Annotated in this window: 22 protein-coding genes; 15 read left to right on the top strand and 7 right to left on the bottom strand. The window is 66.4% G+C overall.

Annotation, left to right across the window (positions count from 1 at the left end; genetic code table 11):
* Window positions 1–172 precede the first annotated feature (172 nt).
* Both P2Q66_RS05100 and P2Q66_RS05095 read left to right on the top strand, forming a co-directional pair.
* Window positions 173–1,009, top strand: a complete 837-nt coding sequence (locus P2Q66_RS05100; protein ID WP_275726112.1) for an alpha/beta hydrolase — start codon at window positions 173–175, stop codon at window positions 1,007–1,009.
* Window positions 1,006–2,796 (top strand): EAL domain-containing protein, encoded by a 1,791-nt coding sequence (locus P2Q66_RS05095; protein ID WP_275726111.1) that lies wholly within the window; start codon window positions 1,006–1,008, stop codon window positions 2,794–2,796. Before P2Q66_RS05100 ends, P2Q66_RS05095 begins: the two co-directional genes overlap by 4 nt.
* Window positions 2,797–2,941: 145 nt before the next feature.
* Here the strand turns inward: P2Q66_RS05095 and P2Q66_RS05090 are convergent, their stop codons facing one another.
* The gene (locus P2Q66_RS05090; protein WP_079596497.1) at window positions 2,942–3,265 is read right to left on the bottom strand and encodes a hypothetical protein; all 324 of its coding nucleotides are present in this window, start codon (window positions 3,263–3,265) and stop codon (window positions 2,942–2,944) included.
* Window positions 3,266–3,478: 213 nt separating this feature from the next.
* Between P2Q66_RS05090 and P2Q66_RS05085 the strand changes: the two genes are divergently transcribed.
* Complete coding sequence (locus P2Q66_RS05085) at window positions 3,479–5,359, top strand: hypothetical protein (protein ID WP_275726110.1); 1,881 nt, start codon at window positions 3,479–3,481, stop codon at window positions 5,357–5,359.
* Here the strand turns inward: P2Q66_RS05085 and P2Q66_RS05080 are convergent.
* Window positions 5,352–5,693: a hypothetical protein gene (locus P2Q66_RS05080; protein WP_079596499.1), complete on the bottom strand. Its 342-nt coding sequence runs from the start codon at window positions 5,691–5,693 to the stop codon at window positions 5,352–5,354. The genes P2Q66_RS05085 and P2Q66_RS05080 overlap by 8 nt on opposite strands.
* 153 nt (window positions 5,694–5,846) lie before the next feature.
* Between P2Q66_RS05080 and P2Q66_RS05075 the strand changes: the two genes are divergently transcribed.
* Genes P2Q66_RS05075 through P2Q66_RS05065 form a run of 3 tightly spaced genes read left to right on the top strand, consistent with a single transcriptional unit; the run spans window position 5,847 to window position 8,715 of the window.
* On the top strand, window positions 5,847–7,064 hold the full coding sequence (locus P2Q66_RS05075) for an MFS transporter (protein WP_275726109.1): 1,218 nt from the start codon (window positions 5,847–5,849) through the stop codon (window positions 7,062–7,064).
* Between the two features lie 17 nt (window positions 7,065–7,081).
* Window positions 7,082–7,786: an alpha/beta hydrolase gene (locus P2Q66_RS05070; RefSeq protein WP_079596501.1), complete on the top strand. Its 705-nt coding sequence runs from the start codon at window positions 7,082–7,084 to the stop codon at window positions 7,784–7,786.
* Window positions 7,783–8,715, top strand: coding sequence for an LssY C-terminal domain-containing protein (locus tag P2Q66_RS05065; protein WP_275726108.1), 933 nt, complete (start codon window positions 7,783–7,785; stop codon window positions 8,713–8,715). The genes P2Q66_RS05070 and P2Q66_RS05065 overlap by 4 nt, the downstream gene beginning before the upstream one ends.
* 17 nt (window positions 8,716–8,732) lie before the next feature.
* Here the strand turns inward: P2Q66_RS05065 and P2Q66_RS05060 are convergent, their stop codons facing one another.
* Window positions 8,733–10,172 (bottom strand): fibronectin type III domain-containing protein, encoded by a 1,440-nt coding sequence (locus tag P2Q66_RS05060; RefSeq protein ID WP_275726107.1) that lies wholly within the window; start codon window positions 10,170–10,172, stop codon window positions 8,733–8,735.
* 104 nt (window positions 10,173–10,276) lie between these two features.
* Window positions 10,277–10,747 (bottom strand): hypothetical protein, encoded by a 471-nt coding sequence (locus P2Q66_RS05055; protein ID WP_275726106.1) that lies wholly within the window; start codon window positions 10,745–10,747, stop codon window positions 10,277–10,279.
* 369 nt (window positions 10,748–11,116) lie between these two features.
* Between P2Q66_RS05055 and P2Q66_RS05050 the strand changes: the two genes are divergently transcribed.
* From P2Q66_RS05050 to P2Q66_RS05020, 7 genes are all read left to right on the top strand, one after another.
* Window positions 11,117–11,767 carry an acetyltransferase gene (locus tag P2Q66_RS05050; RefSeq protein WP_275726105.1) on the top strand — a complete coding sequence of 217 codons (651 nt, stop codon included), beginning with the start codon at window positions 11,117–11,119 and terminating at the stop codon, window positions 11,765–11,767.
* A gap of 73 nt (window positions 11,768–11,840) precedes the next feature.
* Window positions 11,841–12,137 (top strand): hypothetical protein, encoded by a 297-nt coding sequence (locus P2Q66_RS05045; RefSeq protein ID WP_275726104.1) that lies wholly within the window; start codon window positions 11,841–11,843, stop codon window positions 12,135–12,137.
* Window positions 12,138–12,214: 77 nt separating this feature from the next.
* Entirely contained in the window at window positions 12,215–13,051 is an 837-nt protein-coding gene (locus P2Q66_RS05040; protein WP_275726103.1) for a gamma-glutamyl-gamma-aminobutyrate hydrolase family protein, read from the top strand.
* Window positions 13,052–13,269: 218 nt separating this feature from the next.
* Entirely contained in the window at window positions 13,270–14,385 is a 1,116-nt protein-coding gene (locus P2Q66_RS05035) for a glutamate--cysteine ligase (protein WP_275726102.1), read from the top strand.
* A 34-nt stretch (window positions 14,386–14,419) separates the two neighbouring features.
* Window positions 14,420–15,898, top strand: coding sequence for a PLP-dependent transferase (locus P2Q66_RS05030; protein WP_275726101.1), 1,479 nt, complete (start codon window positions 14,420–14,422; stop codon window positions 15,896–15,898).
* Between the two features lie 21 nt (window positions 15,899–15,919).
* Window positions 15,920–17,701 carry an N-acetylglutaminylglutamine amidotransferase gene (locus P2Q66_RS05025; RefSeq protein ID WP_275726100.1) on the top strand — a complete coding sequence of 594 codons (1,782 nt, stop codon included), beginning with the start codon at window positions 15,920–15,922 and terminating at the stop codon, window positions 17,699–17,701.
* Window positions 17,701–19,074 (top strand): M20/M25/M40 family metallo-hydrolase, encoded by a 1,374-nt coding sequence (locus tag P2Q66_RS05020; RefSeq protein WP_275726098.1) that lies wholly within the window; start codon window positions 17,701–17,703, stop codon window positions 19,072–19,074. The genes P2Q66_RS05025 and P2Q66_RS05020 overlap by 1 nt, the downstream gene beginning before the upstream one ends.
* Before the next feature lie 102 nt (window positions 19,075–19,176).
* On the opposite strand, the gene P2Q66_RS05015 is transcribed toward P2Q66_RS05020, so the two are convergent.
* From P2Q66_RS05015 to P2Q66_RS05005, 3 genes are all read right to left on the bottom strand, one after another.
* Complete coding sequence (locus P2Q66_RS05015; protein WP_275726097.1) at window positions 19,177–20,082, bottom strand: phosphatase PAP2 family protein; 906 nt, start codon at window positions 20,080–20,082, stop codon at window positions 19,177–19,179.
* Between the two features lie 75 nt (window positions 20,083–20,157).
* Entirely contained in the window at window positions 20,158–20,664 is a 507-nt protein-coding gene (locus P2Q66_RS05010; RefSeq protein ID WP_275726096.1) for an SRPBCC family protein, read from the bottom strand.
* 4 nt (window positions 20,665–20,668) lie between these two features.
* A complete protein-coding gene (locus P2Q66_RS05005; protein WP_275726095.1) occupies window positions 20,669–21,016 on the bottom strand; it encodes a metalloregulator ArsR/SmtB family transcription factor in 348 nt (115 codons plus the stop codon).
* A gap of 68 nt (window positions 21,017–21,084) precedes the next feature.
* On the opposite strand from P2Q66_RS05005, the gene P2Q66_RS05000 reads away from it, so the two are divergent.
* Window positions 21,085–22,116, top strand: coding sequence for an o-succinylbenzoate synthase (locus tag P2Q66_RS05000; protein ID WP_115526363.1), 1,032 nt, complete (start codon window positions 21,085–21,087; stop codon window positions 22,114–22,116).
* A 149-nt stretch (window positions 22,117–22,265) separates the two neighbouring features.
* Window positions 22,266–24,341, top strand: coding sequence for a PhoX family phosphatase (locus P2Q66_RS04995; RefSeq protein ID WP_275726092.1), 2,076 nt, complete (start codon window positions 22,266–22,268; stop codon window positions 24,339–24,341).
* Window positions 24,342–24,527 lie beyond the last annotated feature (186 nt).

Here is a 24,527-nt window from a genome sequence, read left to right as displayed (position 1 = left end):
AGTGCTGCTGCACACAGCCTACCTGCCGGCGTCCGGCCATAAAGGAAGCCCACCGTTCGTTGGCTGCGGTTACCGGCAAGATTCGCGCAAGCCGAACCGGGTCCTAGGATTCCGCATCTTCCCGCCGCTAATATCAGGAAAAGCACAGTCATATTCAAGGGCGAGTGAACACATGGTCGAAGCAGCAACCGCCGCCGTTTCATCGGTGATCCGCCGGAACAACGTTACGGTGACGGGCAATGCGGAGGGGCCGGTGATGCTGTTCGCCCACGGATTCGGCTGCGACCAGGACATGTGGCGGCGGCTGCTGCCGTACTTCGCCGACGACTACCGGCTGGTGCTGTTCGACCATGTAGGTGCCGGCCGCTCCGACGCCGCGGCCTACAACCGTGCCAAGTACGGGACGCTAAACGGCTACGCAGCGGACCTGCTGGAGATCTGCGCCGCCCTGGAACTCCAGGACGTCATCCTTGTTGGGCACAGCGTCAGCGCAATGATCGCCGCGATCGCGGCGGTGCAGGAACCCGGCCTGTTCTCCCGCCTGGTGCTGGTTGCCCCGTCCCCCCGCTATACGGACGATCCCGACGACGGCTATGTGGGCGGGTTCTCGCAGGCTGACATCGAGGGCCTGCTGGACTCACTGGACAGCAACTACTTCGCCTGGGCCGAGGCTTTGGCGCCGATGGTGATGGCGAACTCCGAGCAGCCCGGGCTCGCCGAGGACCTGCGGAGCAGCTTCTGCCGGACCAACCCGTCCATCGCCCGCCATTTTGCCAGGGTCACGTTCCTGTCCGACACACGCCAAGTGCTGGACGAGGTAGGCACCAGCAGCCTGATCCTGCAGTGCTCCGACGACCTGCTTGCCCCGCCGGAGGTGGGCGACTACCTGAACCGGCACCTGGGGCACAGCACGCTGGTGCACCTGCAGGCCACCGGCCACTGTCCCCACGTTAGTGCGCCGGAAGCAACCGCCCGCGCCATCCAGCAATATCTTGCTGCGAGCCCATGACAAGCGTGCCTGGCCCGGAGCCTGTTGACTTCGAGGCGCTCTTCCACCAGGCACCCTGCGGTTACCTGGTAACCGACGACGGCGGCCGCATCACCGCGGTCAACGGCACCTTCCTGCACTGGTCCGGTTACAGCCTTCCGGACTTGGTCGGTTCCGGCATCCAGTCACTGATGCCGGTGGGTGACCAGATCCTGTATTCCACCCACTGCATTCCGCAGCTTGGTATTGCCGGTGCGGTGTCCGAGGTTGCGGTCGAAATAATCTGCGCTGACGGCAGCCGCCGCGCTGCCCTGCTCTCGGCATCACGCAGTCCGGCATCCGGGCAGCAACCGGCCACCGTGCGCATCATCATCTTCAGCGCACACGAACGCCGCATGTACGAAAAGGAACTGGTCTCAGCGCTGCGGAATGCGGAGGAATCCGAAGCCCGCCGCGCCGAAGCTGAGCATGAACTGCAGCGGCTCGCCCTGCAGGACCCCCTGACCGGCCTTCCCAACAGGGCCGGGCTGAAGGCAAAGCTGGACGGCTTCCTTGCAGCCAGGCGTGCCGGGCAGGGCACGCTGGCGGCTTTGTGCATCGACCTTGACCACTTCAAGGCGGTCAACGACAGCCTGGGGCACGCAGCGGGGGACGAGCTGTTGGTCGCCGTGGCGCGGCGCCTGGTCCCTGCCGCGGGGAAGCAGGCCACCGTTGCCCGGCTGTCCGGCGACGAGTTCATCGTTGTGGACATTTTTGCCGGGACGGATGAAGCAACGGCACGGGCCGCGCGGCTCCTGGACGTCCTCCGGGCCCCGATGCTGATCGAGGGGCTGGAGATTGTGACGTCCGCAAGCATCGGCGTCGCGGTCGCCGGCGAGGACGGCGAGACCATGGACGATCTGGTCCGCCGCGCCGACATCGCAATGTACCGGGCAAAATCGCTGGGGCGGAGCCGCTGGGAACTGCACCAGCCGGCAGAATCCGACCCCACGGCGGACCGGCTCCGGGCCCTCGCCGAGCTGCGCCACGGCATCAGCGACGGCGCACTCCGGCTGCACTATCAGCCGCGCGTCGATCTGCGCACCGGCCTTGCCGTTGGCGTGGAGGCGCTGGTCCGCTGGCAGCACCCCTCGCGGGGACTTCTCGCGCCGTCGGAGTTCATTGGGATGGCCGAGGAATCCGGACTGGTGCGGCCGCTGGGCGCATGGGTCCTGGAGGAGACGCTGCGGCAGGCCGAAAACTGGCGGATCGAAGACGCCGGCGGGTCCAGGCTTGAGGTGGCGGTCAACCTGTCAGCCCGCCAGTTGAACGACCCCGGGCTGGTGCCCATGATTGAACACGCCCTCCGGCTGCGGAGGATGGATCCTTCGCTCCTGGTCCTGGAAATCACCGAGACCGCCCTGATGGACGATCCCGGCGGCGCCCTCGACCAGCTCATGGCCCTCAAGGACCTCGGCGTCAGCCTCGCCGTTGATGACTTCGGCGTCGGCTACTCCAGCCTCACCTACCTTAAGAAATTTCCTATCGATGAGTTGAAGATCGACCAGTCTTTCATCATGGGGTTGGGAACCGACACCGGCGACGCGGCGATTGTGACCAGCTGCATCGACCTGGCGCACGCGGTCGGCATCCGGGCCGTGGCCGAAGGCGTGGAGACCCCCGGCCAGGTCCAGGTGCTCAGGGCAATGGGCTGCGACTATGCCCAGGGCTACCATTTCGCCCGCCCGCTGCCGGCTCCGCTCCTCAGAGAATGGCTGAAGGCCAACTCCCAAGGGCAGCGCCCGGATTCCAGCCCGGTGCTGAGCTGAACCTCTGGGAAGGTCCCTTTAAACCCAAAAGCACAGCCACCCGTCTATTCAGGTACAGCTGCGCTCAAGGGTTTGGGTCAAGAAAAGTTTTGGGTGGCAAACCCGGGGCCCGATGCTGGGCGCTGTGGGTTGCCGTTGCCTTGGCCTATGCGGCCAGGCGGGTGGCTGCTGCCGGAGCCTTACGCCGCGGGGCCAGGACGCTGATGGTGCAGGGCGCCTGCTGCGGATCGATTTTGGCTGGCAGATGGTGGGTTTCGGAACAGGCCCGGAGCATCTCCAGGGCTGCTTCATCCACCCAGGCGTGGGAGATATCGAGTTCCAAATCAAGGCCTTCCCTGAGGGAATTGGCCCGCTTTGCTACTACATATAGGGCGTTGACGCTGTGGACGGTGATATGCCCCTTTGCAATCACCTTTGCACGTGCGTGGTCGAGATCGATACGGACAACAATGTTCAGCTTAGAGTTCAAGTTGTAAAGCCTTCCCCGGCATTGGCTGCGACGCTGCAGCTTCTTGCTATGGCCGTTTGCATCAGCCTCATCCAGAGTAGGGGGCGAATGTGACTCACGCAACATGGTGACGTTTATTACATCGGATGGTCTTTTCATTACCCCGCGCTGGCCTGCGAAAGAAGGGGGCTTGAAACCTTCCGCTTCCGTCCGGCCCGGGTGGATCATGTAGCCATGGGCAAGCGCGTGAGCGATGGCCTGGGGGACGCCAAGAAGGATAACGACGGCGGTGACGCTGCGGAAGTGCCGGGCGGGCCCCCGGACCACGCCGTGGTGTTTGTCCATGGCATGGGCCGGGCCCTCAAAGGCGGCACCCTCCAGGAGTGGGCCCAGCCGCTGATGCTCAGCCTGCACGATCTGTCCCTGGACCTGGTCCCCGGTGACGTCCCGTGCCCGCACCTGGTCATCACCAAGGCAAACGCAGTGGGGGACGCTCCCGAGGTGTGGGTGAAAGTGCTGCGCGGCTATGCGGACGGCAGGCCGGACTACCTCACTGTCCTCATGACCGAGGCGTCCTGGGGCAGGGACTTCGAGCCGGCGTCGGCCGCGTCCACCTACTCCTGGGCACTGCGCACCGCCCTGCGCGTCTACAAACGGTCCGTGCAGCTGATCAGGTGGAACCTCTATCCCGGCCGCCGGCGGGCAAGCCCCGCATGGCTCGCGGCCCGGCTGCGGCAGATGCTGCTCACCCTGATCGCGGCGTCTGCCGGGTTCTTCATCCTGCTGGCCGTGCTGGTGGTGCTGCTGCTGATCATCCTCCTGGCGTGGATTCCGGGGCCGGGCCGGTGGATCGGGAAAATCGTGTCCCTGTTCGCGGACTTCCTGGGCGACCCGCAGGTGTGGAAGCGGAAGCCGCTGCAGGCGGCCGCGATGCGGCAGCGTGTGGTGGACACGCTCCAGCGCTGGGACCACGACGGCGGGACGCAGGTGACGGTAGTGGCGCACAGCCAGGGTGCCGCGATCACCGGGCAGGTCCTGTTCCAGAACCAGGCGCGGGCCACCAACTTCGTCAGCGTGGGCAGCGGCTTGGACCTGCTGGGCTACGCGCAGTGGGGCGGCGGAACGGGGGAGGACCCGGTGACGGACTGGCTGGCCAACCCGGACCGGCCCCGCTGGATCAACGTGTGGGGCAAGTTCGACTTCGTCCCCGCCGGGCCCATATCCACACACGAGAACGGGCCACTGCCCGTATTCGGAAAGCTCTATGCCCGGGACACCGCGGGCGACGGCGGGCCCGGCCCGGAGGAGCACCCGGTGTACAACAGGTCCGGGCTCATCTACGACCACATCGTCTACTCCAGCAACCGGGTGGAGGTGCTCGATCCGCTGGCCCGGCTGATCCTGGACCCGCCGGCAGACCCGCACGGCCTCGTGCTGCGCGGGCTCGACGGCGACCGGCGGCTCCGGCCGCACCGCGTGATGGTCAAGAGCCTGGGGGTGACCCGGCTCCTCTCGATCCTCACCGCCGCGCTGAGCGCCCCGGCCTCACTCGCCTGGCTGGGCTCGCAGGACTGGGCGCGGAACCGGGTCCAGTGCGGCCCGCCCGGAGGAGGCCAGGATCCGTGGTGGTCCTCCTGGCTGTGCTCGGGCCCGTCCTACCACTGGGGGCACTGGGAAAACTGGGGTGTGCTGGCGGTGACCACCGCCGTGTTTGCGGCTGTTCTCATCGGACTGCTCAACGGGCCGGTGTGGGGTGTGCTGCACAACCGGCTGCAGCGCATGCGGAAGCCGTCCTTCCGGCAATCCAGCGACCCCACCCGCAATCCGCCCGCCAACCCGTGGTGGTACGTCACCTGGTACCTGCTGATCGTCACCGCGGTGGCCGTGGCCGTGCCCTTCATGCTGGCATGGCCGGACCTGCCCTGGGTGCTGGTGGTGGTGCTGGTGGTTGCGCTGTGGGCGCTCTGCTTTACCCGCACGAGCATCAGCGGGCTGCCGGCGCGCACGGGTGAAATCCAGGACATGAAGGAAACCCGGGACACCCAGGAAGCCCCGGACACGCAGGAAGTGCGGCCGGAACCGCCGCGGACGGCAGCGAGCCTGCCGCCTAACTGATGACGGGGATGCTCCCGGTTAAGACTGTCACCGGGGCGGACGACCACCGCTCGCGTTCGGGCTCGTAGGAGATCACCATCGAGACGTCGCTTTCCTTTGCCTCGTCGATGGCGAGCAGCAGGGCGTCCTCCATGTGCCGCGCATACTCGAGCCGTTCGGCCAGGGTGCCCTGGAGGTCGGCGTCGTCAATCAGCACATGGCCCTTGCCGTCCACGATGACCTTCAGCGAATACCCCTGGTCCTCATGGAGGGATCCCCGGGTGGATGAAATTTCGGTGACTCTGTCTGCCCGGACCAGCCCGTTGCCGAGCGTGCGGATCCACACTTCACCCATCGAATGACCTCCCCTTGGCTGTGGGCGCGGAACAACGCCCCATAAGTCGAACGCTACTCCTCCGCGGGCCATTTGTGACCCCCGAATTTGCGCTGATGTGTCCGGGGCCATACGTGGGAATTGCCTGCTGCTCCCCGCCATAAAATAAATCTGATGACTTCCCCCGAAAACCAGCAGCCCTTCAGCCTGCGCAGCATCGCCGTGGCCGCGTTCGGGCCCACCCTGCTCTACGGAATCGGCACCGGCGCCATCTTGCCGGTGGTGGCGCTGACCGCCCGGGACCTGGGCGCCTCGGTGGCCGTCGCGGCGCTGATCGTCACGCTGATGGGGCTGGGATCCTGGTTCTTCAACCTGCCGGCCTCCCTGGTGACCCTCAAGTTCGGTGAGCGGTGGTCCATCGTGGGTGCCGCCGTCGCCGCAGCGTTGGCGCTGGCGGCAGCGGGACTGACCTCGCTGGTGCCCGACGGGCTCTGGCTGCTCGCGGCGGCGATGGCCGTCGTCGGCATGTCCGGAAGCGTCTTTGGCCTGGCCCGCCAGAAGTACCTCACCGAGGCTGTGCCCGTGCAGTTCCGGGCACGGGCGCTGTCCACGCTGGGCGGCGTGAACCGGATCGGCGTGTTCATCGGCCCGTTCCTGGGTGCGGCGGTGATGCAGTTCTCCGGCATCGGCGGTGCGTACTGGGTGGGTGTGATAGCCATGGCGGCCGCCGCGCTGCTGTCCCTCACCATCCCGGATCTTGCCGCGGTAGGCGTGCCCGCCGGCGGACACAAGGGTCCGGAGCCCACCCTCCGGAGCGTCGCGGTGTCCCATGCGGGCGTGTTCCTCTCGCTGGGTGTGGGCATCCTGCTGCTGAGCGCGCTGCGATCCTCACGGCAGGTGGTGATCCCGCTGTGGGCCGACCACCTGGGCTTCGACGCCACCTCCGCCTCGCTGATTTACGGCCTGTCCGGAGCGATCGACATGCTGGTGTTCTATCCGGCCGGCAAGCTCATGGACCGCATGGGCCGGCAGTTTGTGGCCGTACCGTCCACGCTGCTGATGGGTACCGCGCTGCTGCTGATTCCGCTGACCGGGTCCTTTGTGGGGCTGCTGCTGGCGGCGCTGCTGATCGGCTTCGGCAACGGCATCAGCTCAGGGCTGGTGATGACGCTCGGCGCGGACTTCTCGCCGGACCGGGGCCGGGGCCAGTTCCTGGGACTGTGGCGGTTTATGGCCGATGCCGGGTCCACCGGCGGGCCGGTCCTGCTTTCGGGCGTGACGGCGCTCGCCTCACTGGGCGCGGGGATCTCAGCCACGGGCGTCCTGGGGTTCGCGGCGGCGGCGGTATTCGCCGTCGTTATTCCCCGGCTAAAGCACCGCCGCAACTACTGACCCGTTATCCTCATCAGATGAGTGAAACGGGGGCACCTGCCCGGAGCAGTCCGCTGCAGAAGGCCGTGTGGTGGGCGCAGGACTACGTCTACGCCGCGGTCTGCCAGGTCCAGGGCATGCTGTCCCGGGTGCAGCCGGGTTCCTTCCACAAGGGCCACCTGAGTCCTGTGCTGATCATCCCGGGCGTGTACGAGAACTGGCAGTTCATGATGCCGCTGATCCGGTCGATCCACGACGCCGGCCATCCCGTCCACGTGGTCACGGTGCTGCAGCGCAACAAGCTGGACGTCCCCGTGGCGGCGCGGCTGGTAGCGCAGCACCTTGAGGAGGCCGGGTTGCGGGACGCGGCGATCGTGGCGCACAGCAAGGGCGGGCTGATCGGCAAGTACGCCATGCTGAACCTGGACCCCGAGGGCCGGATCTCCCGGATGATCACGGTGTGCACTCCGTTTTCCGGGTCGCGCTACGCGAAGTACATGCTGCTGCCGAGCCTGCGGATCTTCTCGCCCAGCAACGCGCTGACCCTCCAGCTGGCGCGTGAGGAAGCCATCAACAGCCGGATTACCTCCATCTACGGCCCGTTCGACCCGCACATCCCGGAGGGCAGCGTCCTTCCCGGTGCCACCAACATCGAGCTGCCCACGGCCGGGCACTTCCGGATCCTTGGGGATCACGAAACGGCCCGGATTATCGTGGAGCAGCTGACCCCCGACGAGCCGTGAGCCGCGTTCCTGATCCCGGCGGAAGGTACGACGGCGGGCGGCCAGTTCCGCACGAGCCGGACCATTCGCGTTCCCCGAACCGCGTGGAGCGGCGGCAGAGCCGGTGGGCCACGGTCCTGGCCGTGCTGCAGCGGCTGCTCTATCTGGTGGTCACCGTCGCGGTGGGCTGGGCGGTGTGGTTTTTCCTGCTGTCGCGGCTCTCCCGCGGGCCGGAGCAGGCCTGGGTGTTCCTTCCGGTGTGGCTGATTCTTGCGTACGCGCTGCTGCCGCGCATCCACAAAATCCTGAGCAGCCTGTACATCCCGGACTACTTCATCGGCAGGACCCGGACAGGCGACGGGGTCCTGGGCGACCCCGTGAACCTGGCCGTGGTGGGGACGGGGGAGGAGCTGCGGCGTGCCATGCTGACTGCCGGCTGGGTTGAAGCCGATCCCATCACCCCGGCCACTGCGTGGCGCACCCTGACATCCACCCTGTTGGGCCGGAGTTACCCGGCGGCGCCCGTCAGTTCGCTGTACGTCTTCGGCAACAAGCAGGACCTGGCGTTCCAGCGCGAGATCGACGGCAACCCGCGCAAGCGCCACCACGTGCGGTTCTGGAAGTGCCCGGCCGGCTGGATGCTGCCCGGCGGGCTGTCCGTGGACTGGGTTGGCGCCGGAACGTACGACAGGAGCGTTGGACTGTCCCTCTTTACATTCCAGATCACGCACAAGATCGCAGACCGGACAGACGAGGAACGCGACTTCATCATCGAGACCCTCCGCGCGGCCCGCGCCGTGGAGTCGGTGCACGTGATCCTCAACTACTCCAGCGGCTACCACCACCGCAGCGGCGGCGGCGACGCCATCCGCACCGACGGGCACCTGCCGATCATCGACCTGTACGAGCCGGGTCGGCCGGGGAGTTCCGGAGTGAAATCCGCGGGCTAGCTTCGTACCGGAACGGGTTATGTGCCCGTGTTGAACTCGTTGCTCTGAGCTCCTGCCAACGTGCCGCTGCTGGCCGTAAGTATGCAACCGCTGGCATTCCCGGCGATTTGTAAATCGGGGAATGTGGCAATTCCGGCGTAGGCTGTCGCCGTTATCGGGCCCGAGCCTGTGTGCTTGATACTGCAGTTGGACTGGAGGGTGACCAAAGCGGTGCTATCAGTCAGGTTACCGAAAGCATCAAGAATCCGGACTTTGACTGGTGGCATATTGCTTGGGTTCTTGGGAACAACCGTGGGAATCGGATCAAAACTCAGTTTGCCTGCCGGCGCGGCGCTGATGGTGACTTTGATGGGCTGCGGTGCTGTCAGCCCAGGAGTGGCAACAGTGATGGTTGGCGTGCCGGCGGCGGTGTCACCGTAGAAGAACGACGACGTTGCTGACCCCGCCGGAATTGTTACGCCGGTAATTCTGGTTCCGTTGGCGGTTGCAGCAAAAGTTCCCGTCGTGGCTGCGGTGCTGGATAGGGTGACCGACGTGGTTCCGGTGGTGACCGGGTTGCCGTATGAGTCCTGGCGTTCCAGGGTGACGGGGCCTAGCAGGGCGGCCGACGACGCCGGACCGGCCAAGGTGGCGCCGGACGTCACTACCAGTTTGGTAGCAGGAGCGGGCATAACCGTGAAGCTGTTGCTGACCGCTCCTGCATAGCTAGGGCTCGAGGCAATCAGGGTGTAGCCGGATCCGGCCTTGTCGATGGAGAGGCCAGTGAACGTGGCGTTACCCCACACGTCTGTTTCTACGGTCACGGTCGGGCCGGCAAGTGTTCCTCCACCGGGGTTGCTGCCAATGCTGATGGTCACCGGCGCTCCGCCAAGGAGGTTCGGCAAAATCCCAAGAGTCCTGGCTTGCACCGTGAATGCGGGAATTGCCGTGCCTGCAACAAGAACTGAGGACGGCTGTGATGTAAAGAAGAGACCTTGGAGGCTCGCCACCGTCACGTTTCCGCTCGGCGCGCTTGCCGCTGACCAGGAGCGGTAGACCGCCGTCACTTGATACTTGTGCGTTCCTTCCGGAACGGAAGTGTCCGTGCAGGACGTGGCAGCGACCAGCGCTGCTGGGCTGGAACCGCAGGCGGCCACGGCCGCAGACCCGGTGATACGGGTGACGTAGTAGCCGGTGGGAACCACAGAACCGGTGGGCGCAGTCCAGCTGACGCCCACACTCGAGTTGCTGATTGCCGGCACCGACACGTTGGTGGGTGGAAGCAGGGTGGCGACTGACGCCGTCGTACTTCCCGTTCCGAAGGCCAGCCAGTGGGCGGAGGCGGGCGCGACCCCCAGCAGCGTAGCGAAGAGAAGGACGATAAAGACCCAGGCGCCGCTGCCCAATACGCGTGAAAAGACCGCCAGCTCCCGCCGAAGCCGGGGGGAGGCTTCGGGGGAGCTGGCGGTGGCGGGCACGGGGACCTTCCTGAATGTCGGCTTCGGGAGCGCTTAGGCGGGCTTCATCACCACAGGGCCAAGAAGCTGACAGACTGTTCCAAGAAAGTGAGCCCCTGCCCTCTTCAGCTGGCCGAGAAGTACAGGGGCACCGTTGCACCCTTGCAGCCGTTTTGGTCGGCATCGCGGTTGATCATCTGAAGAGTTACTGTTCCGGTCAACGATTGGTTGGCGGCAAGTTCCTCCGGTGTAAAGACTGCTGTGCCCACTTTGAAGTCGTCCTTGGAGCAACCGGGAACTGAGGTCCAGGCGCTGCCGTCGCTGTTGGCGACAGTGGCTACGACCGTCTGGACTTTCTGGACCCCGGTGCCCGGGTTGGTGATGGTGAAGGTGGCCGTTTGGGCGTCGCCGCCGGGGGTGAGGGCGGCGCCGGCAACGCTCGCGGTAACGGTGAAGTTGCTGGAAGCGCCGGTTGTACCGGAGGTGCTGCCGGTGCCGGTGGCCGTCCAGTAGGCAAAGGCAGCGCCGCCGCCGATGGCCACGAGTGCAACGGTCGTGCCGATGATGCGCTTCTTACGTCCTGCCACTTTGCCCATGTCATTTCCCCTAGAACTTTGTGCGGGTAACCGCTGAGACCTTGCGAGCCCTGAGCGGCTCCGATGGGAATAGCTTGGCCGAGCAGTATCAAAATATGCCTCGGTAATCACTCAAGTTTTTGTCAAGCTTCCAAGTGATTTTGCTGCAGTGCGGCAACCCCCGAATTCCGCAGGAAAACCCCATAAACCAACCCTGTTTCCCGTGCCGTCTTCCCGGGGACCTGTTGCGGCGTTAACTTGTACTTGGGCACGCTGGCGGATTGCTCCTCGAATCGCCGAGGCCCTGACCAACAGCCAGGAGCCAAGAAGCGGTGTCCGGGCAAGCCACAGACCTGCCGCCCGCCTCCCCGGGCCCGGAAGCGACACCCCTTGAGCGAATTGCTGTTGCTGGCCGCCACTGGACTGGCGCGCGAAGTGCTGCTGACCGTGCGCGCCAGCGGCCAGTACGACGTCCTGGGGATCCTTGACGACGACCCCCAACTCCTTGACGTCCTGCTCGACGGCGCCCCCGTGCTCGGCGCCCTCGAGGACGCCGCCATGTTCCCGAAGGCGCTCTTCGCGGTGTGCCTGCCCTTAGGCCGGGACAGGGAAGCGGTGGTGGAGCGGCTTGCCCAGTCGGGTGTGGAAGGCAACCGGTATGGCACAGTGCTGGATCCGGACATCCGCCTGCCGGACGACTGCCGGATCGGCCCGGGAAGCATCCTGCTGCGGCACGCCACGGTTGGACCGCAGGTGTCATTGGGGAGCCACACAGTGGTGATGCCGTCCGTGACTCTGGGCTGGGCCCTGCAGGCAGGGGACTTCACCACGTTCTCCGCCGGGTCCTCGCTGGGAGAGGGCGTGCGGCTGGGCCGTGGCGTCCACATCGGCGTGAACGCAGGCGTCGCTGATGGCTTGTCCGTGGGTGATTATTCGTCAGTGGGGATGGGTTCGGCGGTTGTGCAGGACGTGCCCGAGTACGAGACGTGGGTGGGAGTGCCGGCGCGCACCTCCCTCCCGGGCGGGGGCCTTGCCTTCTAGCGGGCCGCGAAGATCTGCGCCGGGTATTGCCGGTCCCGGTGATTCCCATCCACACACATGCGGAGGACAGTTCATGGAACTCTTCAGCGACAGGCCCGCCATGGCTGCCGCCGCCCTGACCCGGCTCGCAGCGGCAGACGCAGAAGCCGGAGGCCGTCTGGCAGGCCGCCTCCAGGTCTTCCTCAGCGACCTGATCGTCCGGAACGTGCCGGCAATCATGGAGCAACTCGCCATCGAACTGGCGCGCCAGCACCTGGCATCCCTGGACAGGCTCGCCGCCGCCACCGGATGGCCGGCTGCCAGGTACCTTGACGACGTCGAGCTTGCCGCGGCCATGGATGAAACGCCCGACAGCGGAACTGAGATGTGATCTTCATCCGCTTGAAACAAAGCAGGGCCGCCGCTCTCATATCCTTAAAGGCAGAGAATTCGCCTGGAAGGAAAACCTTGGAAACGACCGACGCCGCCGTGAAGCCCATCATCGGCCTCAGCACCTACCTTGAGCCTGCCGGCACCGCCGGCTGCGGCACAGTCAGCGCGGCGTTCCTTCCCGAGACCTACCTTGCCCCCATCATTGCAGCGGGCGGCGTGCCCACCCTCCTGCCGCCCCAGCCGGTGGCCCCCGGCGTGGTCGAAGCCCTGGTGGGCAGGCTGGACGGGTTGCTCATCCCAGGAGGCTGGGATGTTGATCCCGCCCTCTATGGCCAGGAAGCCCATTCCGAAACCGGGGAGCCCCGGCGTGAGCGGGACACCTGGGAACAGGCCCTGATCCGGGAAGCACTCCGACAGGACGTGCCGCTGCTGTGCATCTGTCGCGGGGAGCAGCTGCTCAACGTCACGCTGGGCGGCACCCTGCACCAGCACCTGCCCGACGTCGTGGGGAACGGGCAGTACCAATTGGGCGGCTACGCTTTCAACCAGATCCCTGTCGATGTCCGGCCTGACTCGCAGCTTGCCCGCCTGATTGGCCCTGACACCCAGATTGTCCCCGTGGCCCACCATCAGGCGGTGGACCGGCTCGGCGAGGGGCTCATTGCCGCAGCCTGGAGCGAGGACCAGGTGGTGGAAGCCATCGAGTACCCGGCCAACACCTTCACGCTGGGCATCCAGTGGCACCCGGAGGAACTTCCCGAGGACTTCGGGCTGTTCCGCGGGTTCGTCGAAGCAGCCCGGGCAAAGTACCTGTCCCGCCTGCTGCCGGCCACGCCGTCGTCGGTCTCGTCCGCATCGATGGCAACGTCCGCCGCCACGGCGACGATCTCCATCCAGCCCGAAGCCTTCTAGCCCGCCCTGTATAACTGCCCCTCTTTGGGGGGCAGTTGACTCCCCACGACTTGCGGACAGGAACTAAGCATGCTTACGATGTGGTGACCAACGGAGGTTAAGCCAACGCCCCACGGGTTCAACCGAGGAGTAGTCATGGCTTATCTTGTCCCCATCTGTCGTCCTGCTGCCGGGCACGTCCGCCGCAGGGGAAGCGCCGGTTCCAAGGAGCTGCGCTGATGCGCCGCGTAGGTGTCGAGGAAGAATTCCTGATCCTCGACTTCACCGACGGTCACGCTGTTCCTTTGGGCCAAGTGCTGGAAAGCCTGGCCGACGATGGCCTCAGCAGCGAGATGAAGCAGGAACAGATTGAAACCTGCACCCTTCCCAGGATCACCCTGGAGGAACTCGCACAGGACATCACTGCTCGGCGGATGAGTGCAGACGCCACAGCCCGAGCGGCCGGAGCGCGTTCCGTTGCCTTGGCGACGTCACCCCTGCCCGTGCAGTCCACCACTACGCCGGGCCTGCGGTACCAGCGGATGATGGAGCGGTTCGGCCTAACGGCGGTGGAACAGCTGACCTGCGGCTGCCACGTGCATGTGGAGGTCGAGTCGGACGAGGACGGCGTGGCCATCCTTGACCGGATCCGGATCTGGCTCCCGGTCCTGACGGCCATCACCGCCAACTCCCCGTTCTGGAACGGCGTGGATTCCGGCTACGCAAGCTACCGCTCCCAGGCCTGGAACAGGTGGCCCACCGCGGGGCCCTGCGAGATTTTCGGTTCCGCAAAGGCCTACCACGCGCAGGTGCAGGAGATCCTCACCTCGGGAGTTCCGTTGGACAAGGGGCAAATCTACTTTGACGCGAGGCTCAGCCACCGCCATCCCACCGTTGAGATCCGGGTGGGCGACGTGTGCCTGTTTGCCGACGACGCCGTCCTGCTCGCCGGCCTGGTGCGGGCCCTGGCGGAAACGGCAGCCCGGCAATGGCGCTCCGGCGTGCCGCCCGTGCCCGCGTCCGCCGCGCAGCTTCGGCTCGCTGCCTGGCAGGCGGGCCGCTACGGGCTGGACGGGCAGCTGTTGGATCCGCTGACCGGCAAGCCCCGCGCTGCCTTCGAGGTCGCGATGTCCCTGCTGGACCATATCCAGCCCGTGCTGCTGGACCAGGGCGAATTCGGCACAGTGGAGGGTTTGCTGTTCCAGGTCCTGAACAGGGGAACAGGGGCCGCCAGGCAGCGGGCCGTCCACGCCACCACCGGCAGCCTTTGCGGCGTCATCGCCGACGCCGCCGACCTCACCTGCCTGCCTGCCACACCTATCCGAAAGCTCACAGACATCCCTGCTCACGGCTGAACAGGGAATTTAGGCGAACTACCCGGGAGGGCAGATGGACCAGAGTGAAACACCGGTGCTCGATGCACTGGCCGAACACCAGAAACTCGACAGGTACGGCTTCACGCCGCCCGCGCACCGCCAGGGCCGCGGCGTCGATCCGCGTGTGCTGGAGGTGCTGGGCGAGCAGAGCTTCAAGTCCGACGTCGTTGCCTCCTCGGGCCTGGACGACAGGAAGTCCTCCAACGGCTACCTGCAGAAGGCGGAGCAGCTAATGGCCGAGGCCGTCAATGCCGACATGGCCTTCTTTTCGACCTGCGGAAGCTCCCTGTCCGTGAAGGCAGCCATCCTGGCCGTCACCCGCGGGGAAGGCGAGCTCCTGATAAGCCGCGACGCGCACAAATCCGTGGTCTCGGGGCTGGTGCTCTCCGGGCTGCAGCCGCGGTGGATCAAACCCAAGTGGGACAACGAGCTCAAGCTCTCCCATCCGCCGGCGCCGGAGACGGTGGAGGAGATGTGGCAGCGGTACCCGGACGCCTCCGCCGCGCTGATCGTCAGCCCCACTCCCTACGGGACGTGCGCCGACATCGAGGCGATCGCCGAAATCTGCCACAAGCGGGGCAAGCCGCTGATCGTCGATGAGGCGTGGGGCGCCCAACTGCCGTTCCACCCGAATACACCAACCTGGGCGATGAATGCGGGCGCGGACATCTGCGTGGTCAGCGTGCACAAGATGGGGCTCGGCTTTGAGCAAGGCTCCATTTTCCATTTGCAGGGAAGCCTGGTGGACCCGGTCCGTCTGAACCAGTGCGCCGATGTCCTCTCCACCACCAGCGCCAACGTTATGCTGTACGCCGCCATGGACGGGTGGCGCCGGCAGATGGTGCAGGAGGGCAAGTCGATGATCGACAGAGCCCTGGAACTCGCCCGCGGACTCCGCCGCGACATCGATGCGCTGCCCGGTTTGCATGTCCTGGAGGACGAACTGGTCCACGCCGAAGCCTCCCACGACCTGGACATCCTGCACATCATGATCGACGTTTCAGAACTCGGAATCAGCGGTTTCCAGGCCACGGACTGGCTGCGCGAAAACTGCCGGGTGGACATGGGCACCACGGACCACCGCCGGACCGAAGCCGTCATCTCGGTCTCCGATGACAGCGGGACCGCGCAGCGGCTCCTCGACGCGCTCCGTGCACTCACCGCGGCGGCCCCGGACCTGCCCCGGCCGCCCGCCGTCGTAATTCCTGATGAGGAGGACCTTTTCCTGGAGACGGTGATGCTGCCCCGGGATGCCTTCTTCGGTCCGGTGGAAAACGTCCCCGCTGAAGAGGCACCCGGCCGTATTGCCGCCGAAATGGCCACCCCTTACCCGCCGGGCGTTCCGCTGCTGCTGCCCGGGGAAAGGATCAACAAAGCCGCCATCGATTACCTTCGCAGCGGGGTGGAAGCCGGCATGGTCCTGCCCGATCCCGCCGACCCGTCCCTGAAGACCATCAGGGTGGTTCGCGAAGAGCAGCATAGATCGCTGTAGGCCGCAGGAAACGAGGAAGTTATGTGCGGAATAGCAGGCGAAATCGCCTTCAACGGTAAGACGGCCTCCCGGGAGCCCGTCCTCGCAATGATGGGGGCCATGACCTCCCGCGGACCCGACGGAAGGGGGATCTGGGACGACGCCGGCTGGGTTGCCCTGGGACACCAGCGGCTGAGCATCATCGACCTGTCTTCGGCGGGGGCGCAGCCGATGCTGGACGACGGCGGCCTGGCCCTCACCTTCAACGGCTGCATCTACAACTATCGCGAACTCCGCAAGGAGCTCGAGCCTGAGTACACCTTCCGGACAACCAGCGACACCGAGGTGATCCTCAAGGCCTACCGGAAGTGGGGCGACGACTTTGTCCACCACCTGGTGGGCATGTTCGCCATCGCGTTGTTCGATCCGCGGCGGCAGGAGGTCCTCCTGGTCCGCGACCGGCTGGGCATCAAGCCGGTCTACGTCTCGCACCTGCCCGGTAAGCTGCGCTTCGCCTCCACGCTCCCCGCGCTGGTGGCGTCCGGCGGCGTGGACACGTCCCTGGACGAGGTTGCCCTGCACCACTACCTCAGCTGGCACTCGATAGTTCCGGCGCCGCGGACCATCCTCCGCGGGGTCCAGAAGCTGCCTGCGGCCACCATCCGTACCGTCCGCGCCGACGGAACCTGGGAGGACCGCGAGTACTGGCGCCCTGATTACACGCGCGACGCTTCACGGTCCGGGTGGTCGGCTGGGGACTGGCAGGACGCCGTCCGGGATGCGTTAAGGACGGCAGTACGACGGCGGATGGTGGCCGACGTGCCGGTGGGTGTCCTCCTCTCCGGGGGCCTGGATTCGAGCCTGCTGGTTGCGCTCCTGGCCGACGAGGGACAGCACGGCCTGTCCACCTTCAGCATCGGGTTCGACGGCGCCGGCGGGGACGCGGGCAATGAGTTTGCCTACTCCGACCTGGTTGCACGGGAGTTTGGCACCCGCCATGAGCGGCTCCACGTCAGCACGTCCGAGTTCGCCCCGTCCATCGATGGCGCGGTGGGTGCGATGTCCGAGCCGATGGCCAGCCACGATGTGACCGCTTTCCACCTGCTCTGCAGGACGGTCTCGGAGCAGGTGAAGGTGGTGCAGTGCGGACAGGGCGCCGATGAAGTCTTTGCCGGCTACGCCTACCATCAGCCGCTCGCCTCGGCCGGCCGCCGGGACGCCCTCCGGACCTTCTCGGCATCCTTCGTGGACCACAGCCACGAGGACCTCATGGGGATCCTTGAACCTGAATGGTTCTGCGGGTCCGATGTAAGCCGCAAGGTCCTGGCCGCCCATCTGGAAACACCCGGAGCCGATACCGCACTGGACGCCGTCCTCCGGCTGGACACCCACCTGCTGATGGTGGACGACCCCGTCAAACGGCTGGACAACATGTCCATGGCGTGGGGCATCGAGGCCCGTGTCCCGTTCCTTGACCATGAGCTGGTGGAACTCGCAGCCGCCTGCCCGCCCGGACTCAAGGCCTCGCAGGGCGGGAAGGGAATCCTGAAGGACCTGGGCCGGCAGATGCTGCCCGCAGCCATCATCGACCGGCCCAAGGGATACTTCCCCGTTCCGGCCCTGCGGCACCTTGAAGAACCGTTTATCTCCATGGTGCGGGATGCCCTGCATGCCCCGGAGGCCAAACAGCGCGGACTCTTCCGGCCCGCCTACATCGACGGTCTGCTCGCGGATCCCAATATCCAGCGGACCCCCGTGAACAGCAACGTGCTGTGGCAGTTCGCCCTGCTGGAAATGTGGCTGCAGCGCCACAGGGTGGGCTGATGTCCCTGCTGCCCGGATTGCGCCAGGCCGTCGCGGCGGACTTTCCCGCCGTCGTCGACGAACTGTCCTCACTGGTGCGGATCCCGGCGATGGCGTGGGAGGCCTTCGACCCGTCGCAGCTGGACAAGGCAGCCCAGCAGGTGGCCGGCCTGCTCCGCGATGCCGGGATGGCCGACGTCGACATTCTGCAGGCACCACGGCCGGACGGAGGGCCCGGGGCGCCCGCGGTGGTGGGACGCCGGCCTGCGCGGACGGGCCAACCGACCATCCTGCTGTACGCCCACTATGACGTCCAGCCCGCAGGGGACGTGGAGCTGTGGGAGAGCCCGCCGTTCGAAGCGGTGACGCGGGACGGCCGGCTCTGGGGCAGGGGAGTGGCCGACAACAAAGCCGGCGTGCTCCTGCACGTGGCTGCCGTCCGCACCGTGCTCCGGGTGCTCGGCGACGGGCTCGGCCTGGGCGTGACCGTGTTCATCGACGGTGAGGAGGAAGCCGGTTCGCCCAGCCTGCCCCTGCTGCTGCAACGGCACGGGGACCTGCTCAAGGCGGACGTGCTGGTGGTGGCCGACTCCGGAAACTGGAAAGTGGGCATCCCAGCGCTCACTACGAGCCTGCGCGGGCTGATTCTGGGGACCGTGGAGGTCCGGGTGCTGGACAACGCCCTGCACTCGGGAACCTACGGCGGGCCAGTGGTGGACGCCGTGGCGGCGCTGTCCCGGCTTCTCGCAACGTTCCATCACGACGACGGCAGCGTGGCCGTGGAGGGCCTGCTTGCTTCGGAGTCTTCCGGGCCCGTGCTGACGGAAGCCGAGTTCCGGGCTGACGCGCGCGTCCGGCCGGGCGTCCCCCTCGCGGGGACGGGCAGCATCACCTCGCGGCTGTGGACCAAGCCTGCGCTTGCCATCATCGGTGTGGACGCCCCTTCCGTGGCGCTGTCCTCTGACACGCTGCAGCCGGTGGCACGGGCCCGGTTCAGCCTGAGCCTTGCGCCGGAAAGCGACACCGCGGCCGCCATGGAAGCGGTCCGGCGGCATGTAGAGGCACACGTTCCCTTTGGCGCTGAAGTCACCTTTACGCCGGGCGGCCGGACCGAAGGGTTTGCCGGCGATGCGTCCTCCCCGGTGTCCCGGCTGATGCTCTCGGCGATGGAGGAGGCGTGGGGAGTGCCGGCGGTGTCCATGGGTGTTGGCGGGTCCATCCCTGCCGTCAACATCCTCAACAAGCTGTACCCCCAGGCGGACATCCTCATCACCGGCGCCGAGGACCCGGACTCCCGCGCGCACGGGGCCAACGAGTCCATCCATCTGGGTGACTTCGAAAACGCCATCCTGGCCGAGGCCCTGCTGCTGGCCCGGCTTAACGCCCGCGACTAACCGCCGTCCTACCCGCCCAACTAAGTAGCAGTAACTGCCGTTATGAGCCGTCAAAACGACACTTACTGCTACCTGGTTGGGCGGGGGCTGCGGGAGGTGACCTCAGCGCCTGGGTGAGTCCCGGCGTCGGGCGGCGTAGGCGAACAGCGAGGTGGTGGCAACCGTGGCCAGATACCCGGCGATCACGATCAGCGAGATCCCGGCCCAGAAATAGTTGGTGGTGCTGGCCTCCTGCCACGGGCTGGGCGCGAGCCGGAGCAGCGAGTACGAGGCTACCGCCGCCGATGCCAGCCCGATCATGACCGGGAGCGTCAGCCAGATCCGGGCCGAGCCGATGTGGCCGCCGAAGCCGTCCCACGCATTCCAGGCCCCGCGCCGGACAATGAGCCAGCCGGCCGGGATCATGAACGCCCCCACCAGCAGGAACGCAGCCACCACGTCAGCCGGCCGGTGCCACTGGTTGATCAGGGTGGACACCCCGGAGGCGATCGCGAACGTACCGCCCACAAAACCCGCGATCGGGCGCCAGCGCGGCGAGGCCATGAGGAACACCGCGGCGGCCGCGGACGCCGCCAGCGTGGTGTGCCCGGACGGCAGCGAGTTCAGGTCCAGCGTCACCACGCCCTTGTCCGGACGGGCCGGCAGCAATGCCTTCAGAACCTGGGTGGCCGCGTTCGCCCCGATGCATGCCGCCACCGCGATCCCGGCCTCGGTCCAGCGTCGCCGGATCACCGTGACAAAGAGCACCACGACGGCGGCCATCACCAACGAGATGGTGGGCAGCAGGTCCAGGAATCTTGTGGTCGCCTTGCCGGCAGGGCCGTGCAGCTGCACGGCTTCCACCAGGGCCGACTCGTCGATGAACTGCCCGGTGGTGGTCTGGACAAAGTAGTAGTACGTGGCCATGAGCCCTGTGACGCAGGCCAGGGTGGCAAGCACGAAGAGGAAACCCGATCCCGGTGCGGGGCGGGCTGCGGTCCTGGCGGTTGCTTGCCGTGAAAGAGTCATCCGTTCAAGGATTTCACAGAAAGCTGGGACTGCGCCGCAAGCCCAGGCCCTCCTCGTGAAGACCGGGAGGAGCAGCTACGCCAGCGCCGCCGCCAGCTCCTCGATGATCTCGAACTGCTCCCGCACACCGCCTTCCATGCCGGACCCGGCAATCATGTCGCGGACTTCCCTGCTACCCGCGTCGGTGCGGATGCTGACCAGGGTGGCACCGGCGTCGGCATCCTCGAAGGTAACCGTGTTGACCACCGCCCCCTCCTCGCTGCCCGGTGCCCCGTCCGGAGTTTCCATGACCTCCGTGTGCACAATCCGTTCGTTGGGCACAATCTCGCGGTACGTCCCGTGGAAGGCCAACTCGAAGTCGCCGTGGGCCAGCATGACGTACCGCCAGCCCCCGCCCACACGGAAGTCCATTTCGACGACGGTCATCTCGCCGCGCCGGCCGGGCCACCACTTTTTGACGAGCTCCGGTGTGGTCCACGCCCTGTAGACCAGGTGCCGGGGTGCGTTGAGCGTCCGGGTGATGAGGATTTCGTTCTCGCCCGGGAGTGTGACGTTGATGATGCCGCTGCCTGTCTGTGCCATTGCCCTAGTCCTTCTCTTGGTTTTCCTGATCCTTGAGGTCCTCCAGCACGCCCTCCAGGGCGTCCAGCCGTTCCTCCCAGAGGTGCCGGTAGCCGGCCACCCAGTCGTGGATGGGCTTCAGGGCCTGCGGATTCAGCCGGTACAGCCGCTGCCGGCCTTCACCACGCACGTCCACCACGCCCACGTCCCGCAGGACGCGCAAGTGCCGGGAGACGTGCGGCTGGGCCAGGTCCAGGAGGTCCACCAGATCGTTCACCGGCCGTTCGCCGCCCGCCAGGGCATCCAGGATCTCCCGGCGGCGGGGCTCGGCCACCGCATTGAACGCGTCCGACGTTGTTGCTGCCCGTGCCATGACCACATCATATATCGATATCGATATGCATTGAAAGGGGTTCCAGTCCCCGCTTGTACAGTGAATCCATGCCCTCCCGCCCAGCTGTCCCTTCCGCCGACATTCCTGGCTTCGATGAATTGCTTGCGTCCGCCCACGTGGTCAGCCTTCCCATGCGCGTGAAGTTCCGGGGAATCATGGAACGCGAAGCACTGCTGCTGCGCGGTCCGGCCGGCTGGGGCGAGTTCTGCCCGTTCCCGGAGTATGCCGACGCAGAGGCATCCCGGTGGCTCGCCGCCGCCATCGAGGCCGCCTGGTCCGGCTTCCCGCCGCCTGTACGGTCTGTCATCCCGGTTAACGCGACCGTCCCCGCCGTTCCGGCTGACCGGGTTCCGGACGTCCTGGCCCGCTTCGGCCGGGTGGACGCCGTCAAGGTCAAGGTTGCCGAGCAGGGCCAGACCCTTGACGACGACGCCGCCCGCCTCGCCGCCGTCCGTGCCGCGCTGCCCGAAGCCGCCATCCGCGTGGACGCCAACGGCGGCTGGGACGTACCCACCGCGGTTGAGGCACTCACCCGGCTGTCCGCCGTCGGGCTTGAATACGCGGAGCAGCCCGTGCCCACCATCGAAGGGCTGGCCGAGGTTCGCCGCGCGCTGCGGGCGGCCGGCACGCCCGTGCTCATCGCCGCCGACGAAAGCGTCCGCAAGGAGTCCGACCCCCTTCGCGTGGCACGGGCCGGAGCTGCCGACCTGATCGTGGTCAAGGTGGCGCCGCTTGGGGGAGTGCGCCGCGCACTGGACATCGTGGCGCAGGCCGGGCTGCCCGCCGTCGTCAGCTCCGCGCTGGACACCTCGGTGGGCATCCGCGCCGGGCTGGCCTTGGCGGCTTCCCTTCCGGAACTGCCCTACGCGTGCGGGCTGGGTACGGTATCCCTGTTCGAATCCGACATCACCAAGGATCCGCTGGTGGCCGACGACGGCGCCATCCGGCTCCGCGACGTTGCCGCCGACGCCGGGCTGCTCGAGCAGTATGCGGCTTCACCCGAGCGCCGGGACTGGTGGCTCGCGCGGCTCCGCCGCGTCCACGCATTCCTCGCTCCGCAGCAACCCTCTATCACTTAACGCGGCTTTTCCTGGGACCCTCTATCACATTTTCGCAGGTCACCACGGGTTACCGGCGGGTTTACCCTGGGTTCACCCTACTGACCACTTGACGTAGAAATCGGCTGACAGGGTGGGCGAACCGCATCGATTTTCCCTGGAAGGCCCCCATGTCTGAAACGACTGCCCGCAAATTCACCCTGCTGCCGATGCTCGGCCACACCAAGGGCAAGCGCAGTGCCGTCACCTGCGCGCTGAAATGCGACAACGCCTGCGCCGGCGACGTCTGCAACACCAGCTCCAACAGCTACTTCCGCGACATCGCCTCCGCCACCATGTCCCGCCGCGCCGCCCTGGGCTTCGGTGCCGCCGGCGCGCTCGCCGTCGTCCTCGGTTCAGCCGTGACCTCTCCCGAATCAGCCTCCGCCGCCGGCCTGTCCAAGGCCGCGAAGGAAGGCTTCGGCAAGTCCAAGCTCCAGTTCACACCCATCCCGTCCATCGACGCCATGGTGGACGCCGTCACCGTGCCGGAAGGCTTCACCTGGCAGCCGGTCATCCGCTGGGGTGACCCCATCTTCAATGGCACGCCCGAGTTCGACATCAACAACCAGACTGTTGCAGCCCAGGAAAAGCAGTTCGGCTACAACAACGACTACACGGACATCCTGGAAATCCCGGGCAGCAAGGGCCGCCGCGCAGTCCTGTTCTCCAACCACGAATACACCAACGAGAACATCATGTTCCCGCCCACCATGCCCGCCAAGCAGATGCGTGCCGTGGGGGCAGCCGCACATGGCCTCTCAGTGGTGGAGTTGGAGCGCAAGAACAAGAACAAGCCCTGGACCTACGTCAAGGGTGCGGAGTTGAACCGCCGCTTCCTGAACAACACGGTGTACGAACTGACCGGCCCGGCCGCCGGCTCAGCCTTGGTCAAGACGAAAGACGACCAGGCCGGCCGCTTCATCAAGGGAACGCTGGGCAACTGCGCCGGCGGCACCACCCCATGGGGCACCATCCTGTCCGGCGAGGAAAACTTCCAGGGCTACTTCGTGGGCAACGGCACATCCGCCGGCGACAAGCGCTACGGCATCACCTCCAAGCCCACCGCCCGGCAGTGGGAGCTGGACGAGGACCGCTGGGACACCCGAAAGCCGGGCTACGAGAACGAGGCGAACCGGTTCGGCTGGATCGTGGAAGTCGACCCCTTCGATCCCGACTCCACCCCGAAGAAGCACTCCATGCTGGGCCGCTTCAAGCACGAGGGCGCCAATGTCATCATCGCCAAGTCCGGGCATGCGGTGGCGTACTCCGGCGACGACGAGCGCTTCGACTACCTCTACAAGTTCGTGTCGAAGGACAAGTACCGCGAGGGCGATCGGGCGCACAACATGACCCTGCTGTCCGCCGGTAGCCTGTACGTCGCCAAGTTCACGGGCAACTCATCTGCCGCTGAGATCACCGGCACCGGCGCTGTTCCCGCTGACGGCGCCTTCGACGGCGTCGGCGAATGGCTGCCCCTGGTGGTGGACGGCAAGTCCGCTGTGAAGGACATGACCGTGGAAGAGGTCCTGGTGTACACCCGCCTGGCCGCCGACAAGGTTGGACCCACCAAGATGGACCGCTGCGAGGACGTGGAGCCGAATCCGTTCACGGGCAAGGTCTACGTTGCCTGCACGAACAACTCCAACCGCGGTGTTGAATCCAACGAAGGCGCAACCGAGGTCAACCCGCGGAACAAGAACCGCGACGGGCACATCGTGGAAATCACCGAAACCGGTGACCAGACCTCCACCAAGTTCACCTGGAACCTGCTCATGGTCTGCGGCGATCCGGCGCAGGGCGACGTCACCTACTTCTCCGGCTTCCCGGTGGACAAGGTCTCGCCCATCTCCTGCCCGGACAACCTGGCCTTCGACTCCGTGGGCAACCTGTGGATCTCCACTGACGGCGCGCCTTCCGGTATTGGCCGGGCGGATGCCCTGTTCAAGGTCACCTTGGACGGCGCAGAACGCGGCAAGGTGGAGCAGTTCCTCGCCGTCCCGCGTGACGCCGAGACCTGCGGCCCCATCATCCACGACGAGGAACGCACCGTGTTCGTCGCGGTGCAGCACCCGGGCGAGGACGGCACCTTCGAGAAGCAGGTTTCCTTCTTCCCGGACTACGTCCCGGCAGGTACCACGCCGGCTCGCGGCCAGGCCCGCGCGCCGCGGCCGTCCGTGATCCAGGTGTTCCGCACCGACGCCTAAATCCGTGCCGGGGGATTGAGCCTGTCGTTTTCAGACGCTCTCTCACCTTTCGCAGGTTTTTCTGCGACGCCCCATCACCTTTCGTTGCTTTTCCGGCGACGCCCCATCACCTCCTGCAAGGCCACGGCCGAAAGGTGATGGGGCGTTTGGGCTTTTGGTGCGAAAGGTGATGGGGCGTTTGGGGTT

Origin of the sequence: Arthrobacter sp. Cr_A7, from assembly GCF_029222765.1 — a bacterium.
GTDB lineage: Bacteria > Actinomycetota > Actinomycetes > Actinomycetales > Micrococcaceae > Arthrobacter.
The sequence above is the reverse complement of the archived record's forward strand: the minus strand, read 5'-3'. Positions and strand labels throughout refer to the sequence as shown.

What these genes read in the sequence shown, in the direction of transcription:
- P2Q66_RS05025 (WP_275726100.1), top strand. Translation starts at nt 15,920, where the DNA reads ATGTGCGGAATAGCAGGCGAAATCGCCTTCAACGGTAAGACGGCCTCC.
- P2Q66_RS05030 (WP_275726101.1), top strand. Translation starts at nt 14,420, where the DNA reads ATGGACCAGAGTGAAACACCGGTGCTCGATGCACTGGCCGAACACCAG.
- P2Q66_RS04995 (WP_275726092.1), top strand. Translation starts at nt 22,266, where the DNA reads ATGTCTGAAACGACTGCCCGCAAATTCACCCTGCTGCCGATGCTCGGC.
- P2Q66_RS05055 (WP_275726106.1), bottom strand. Translation starts at nt 10,747, where the DNA reads ATGGGCAAAGTGGCAGGACGTAAGAAGCGCATCATCGGCACGACCGTT.
- P2Q66_RS05080 (WP_079596499.1), bottom strand. Translation starts at nt 5,693, where the DNA reads ATGGGTGAAGTGTGGATCCGCACGCTCGGCAACGGGCTGGTCCGGGCA.
- P2Q66_RS05045 (WP_275726104.1), top strand. Translation starts at nt 11,841, where the DNA reads ATGGAACTCTTCAGCGACAGGCCCGCCATGGCTGCCGCCGCCCTGACC.
- P2Q66_RS05095 (WP_275726111.1), top strand. Translation starts at nt 1,006, where the DNA reads ATGACAAGCGTGCCTGGCCCGGAGCCTGTTGACTTCGAGGCGCTCTTC.
- P2Q66_RS05085 (WP_275726110.1), top strand. Translation starts at nt 3,479, where the DNA reads ATGGGCAAGCGCGTGAGCGATGGCCTGGGGGACGCCAAGAAGGATAAC.
- P2Q66_RS05015 (WP_275726097.1), bottom strand. Translation starts at nt 20,082, where the DNA reads ATGACTCTTTCACGGCAAGCAACCGCCAGGACCGCAGCCCGCCCCGCA.
- P2Q66_RS05010 (WP_275726096.1), bottom strand. Translation starts at nt 20,664, where the DNA reads ATGGCACAGACAGGCAGCGGCATCATCAACGTCACACTCCCGGGCGAG.
- P2Q66_RS05000 (WP_115526363.1), top strand. Translation starts at nt 21,085, where the DNA reads ATGCCCTCCCGCCCAGCTGTCCCTTCCGCCGACATTCCTGGCTTCGAT.
- P2Q66_RS05035 (WP_275726102.1), top strand. Translation starts at nt 13,270, where the DNA reads ATGCGCCGCGTAGGTGTCGAGGAAGAATTCCTGATCCTCGACTTCACC.
- P2Q66_RS05005 (WP_275726095.1), bottom strand. Translation starts at nt 21,016, where the DNA reads ATGGCACGGGCAGCAACAACGTCGGACGCGTTCAATGCGGTGGCCGAG.
- P2Q66_RS05100 (WP_275726112.1), top strand. Translation starts at nt 173, where the DNA reads ATGGTCGAAGCAGCAACCGCCGCCGTTTCATCGGTGATCCGCCGGAAC.
- P2Q66_RS05070 (WP_079596501.1), top strand. Translation starts at nt 7,082, where the DNA reads ATGAGTGAAACGGGGGCACCTGCCCGGAGCAGTCCGCTGCAGAAGGCC.
- P2Q66_RS05075 (WP_275726109.1), top strand. Translation starts at nt 5,847, where the DNA reads ATGACTTCCCCCGAAAACCAGCAGCCCTTCAGCCTGCGCAGCATCGCC.
- P2Q66_RS05020 (WP_275726098.1), top strand. Translation starts at nt 17,701, where the DNA reads ATGTCCCTGCTGCCCGGATTGCGCCAGGCCGTCGCGGCGGACTTTCCC.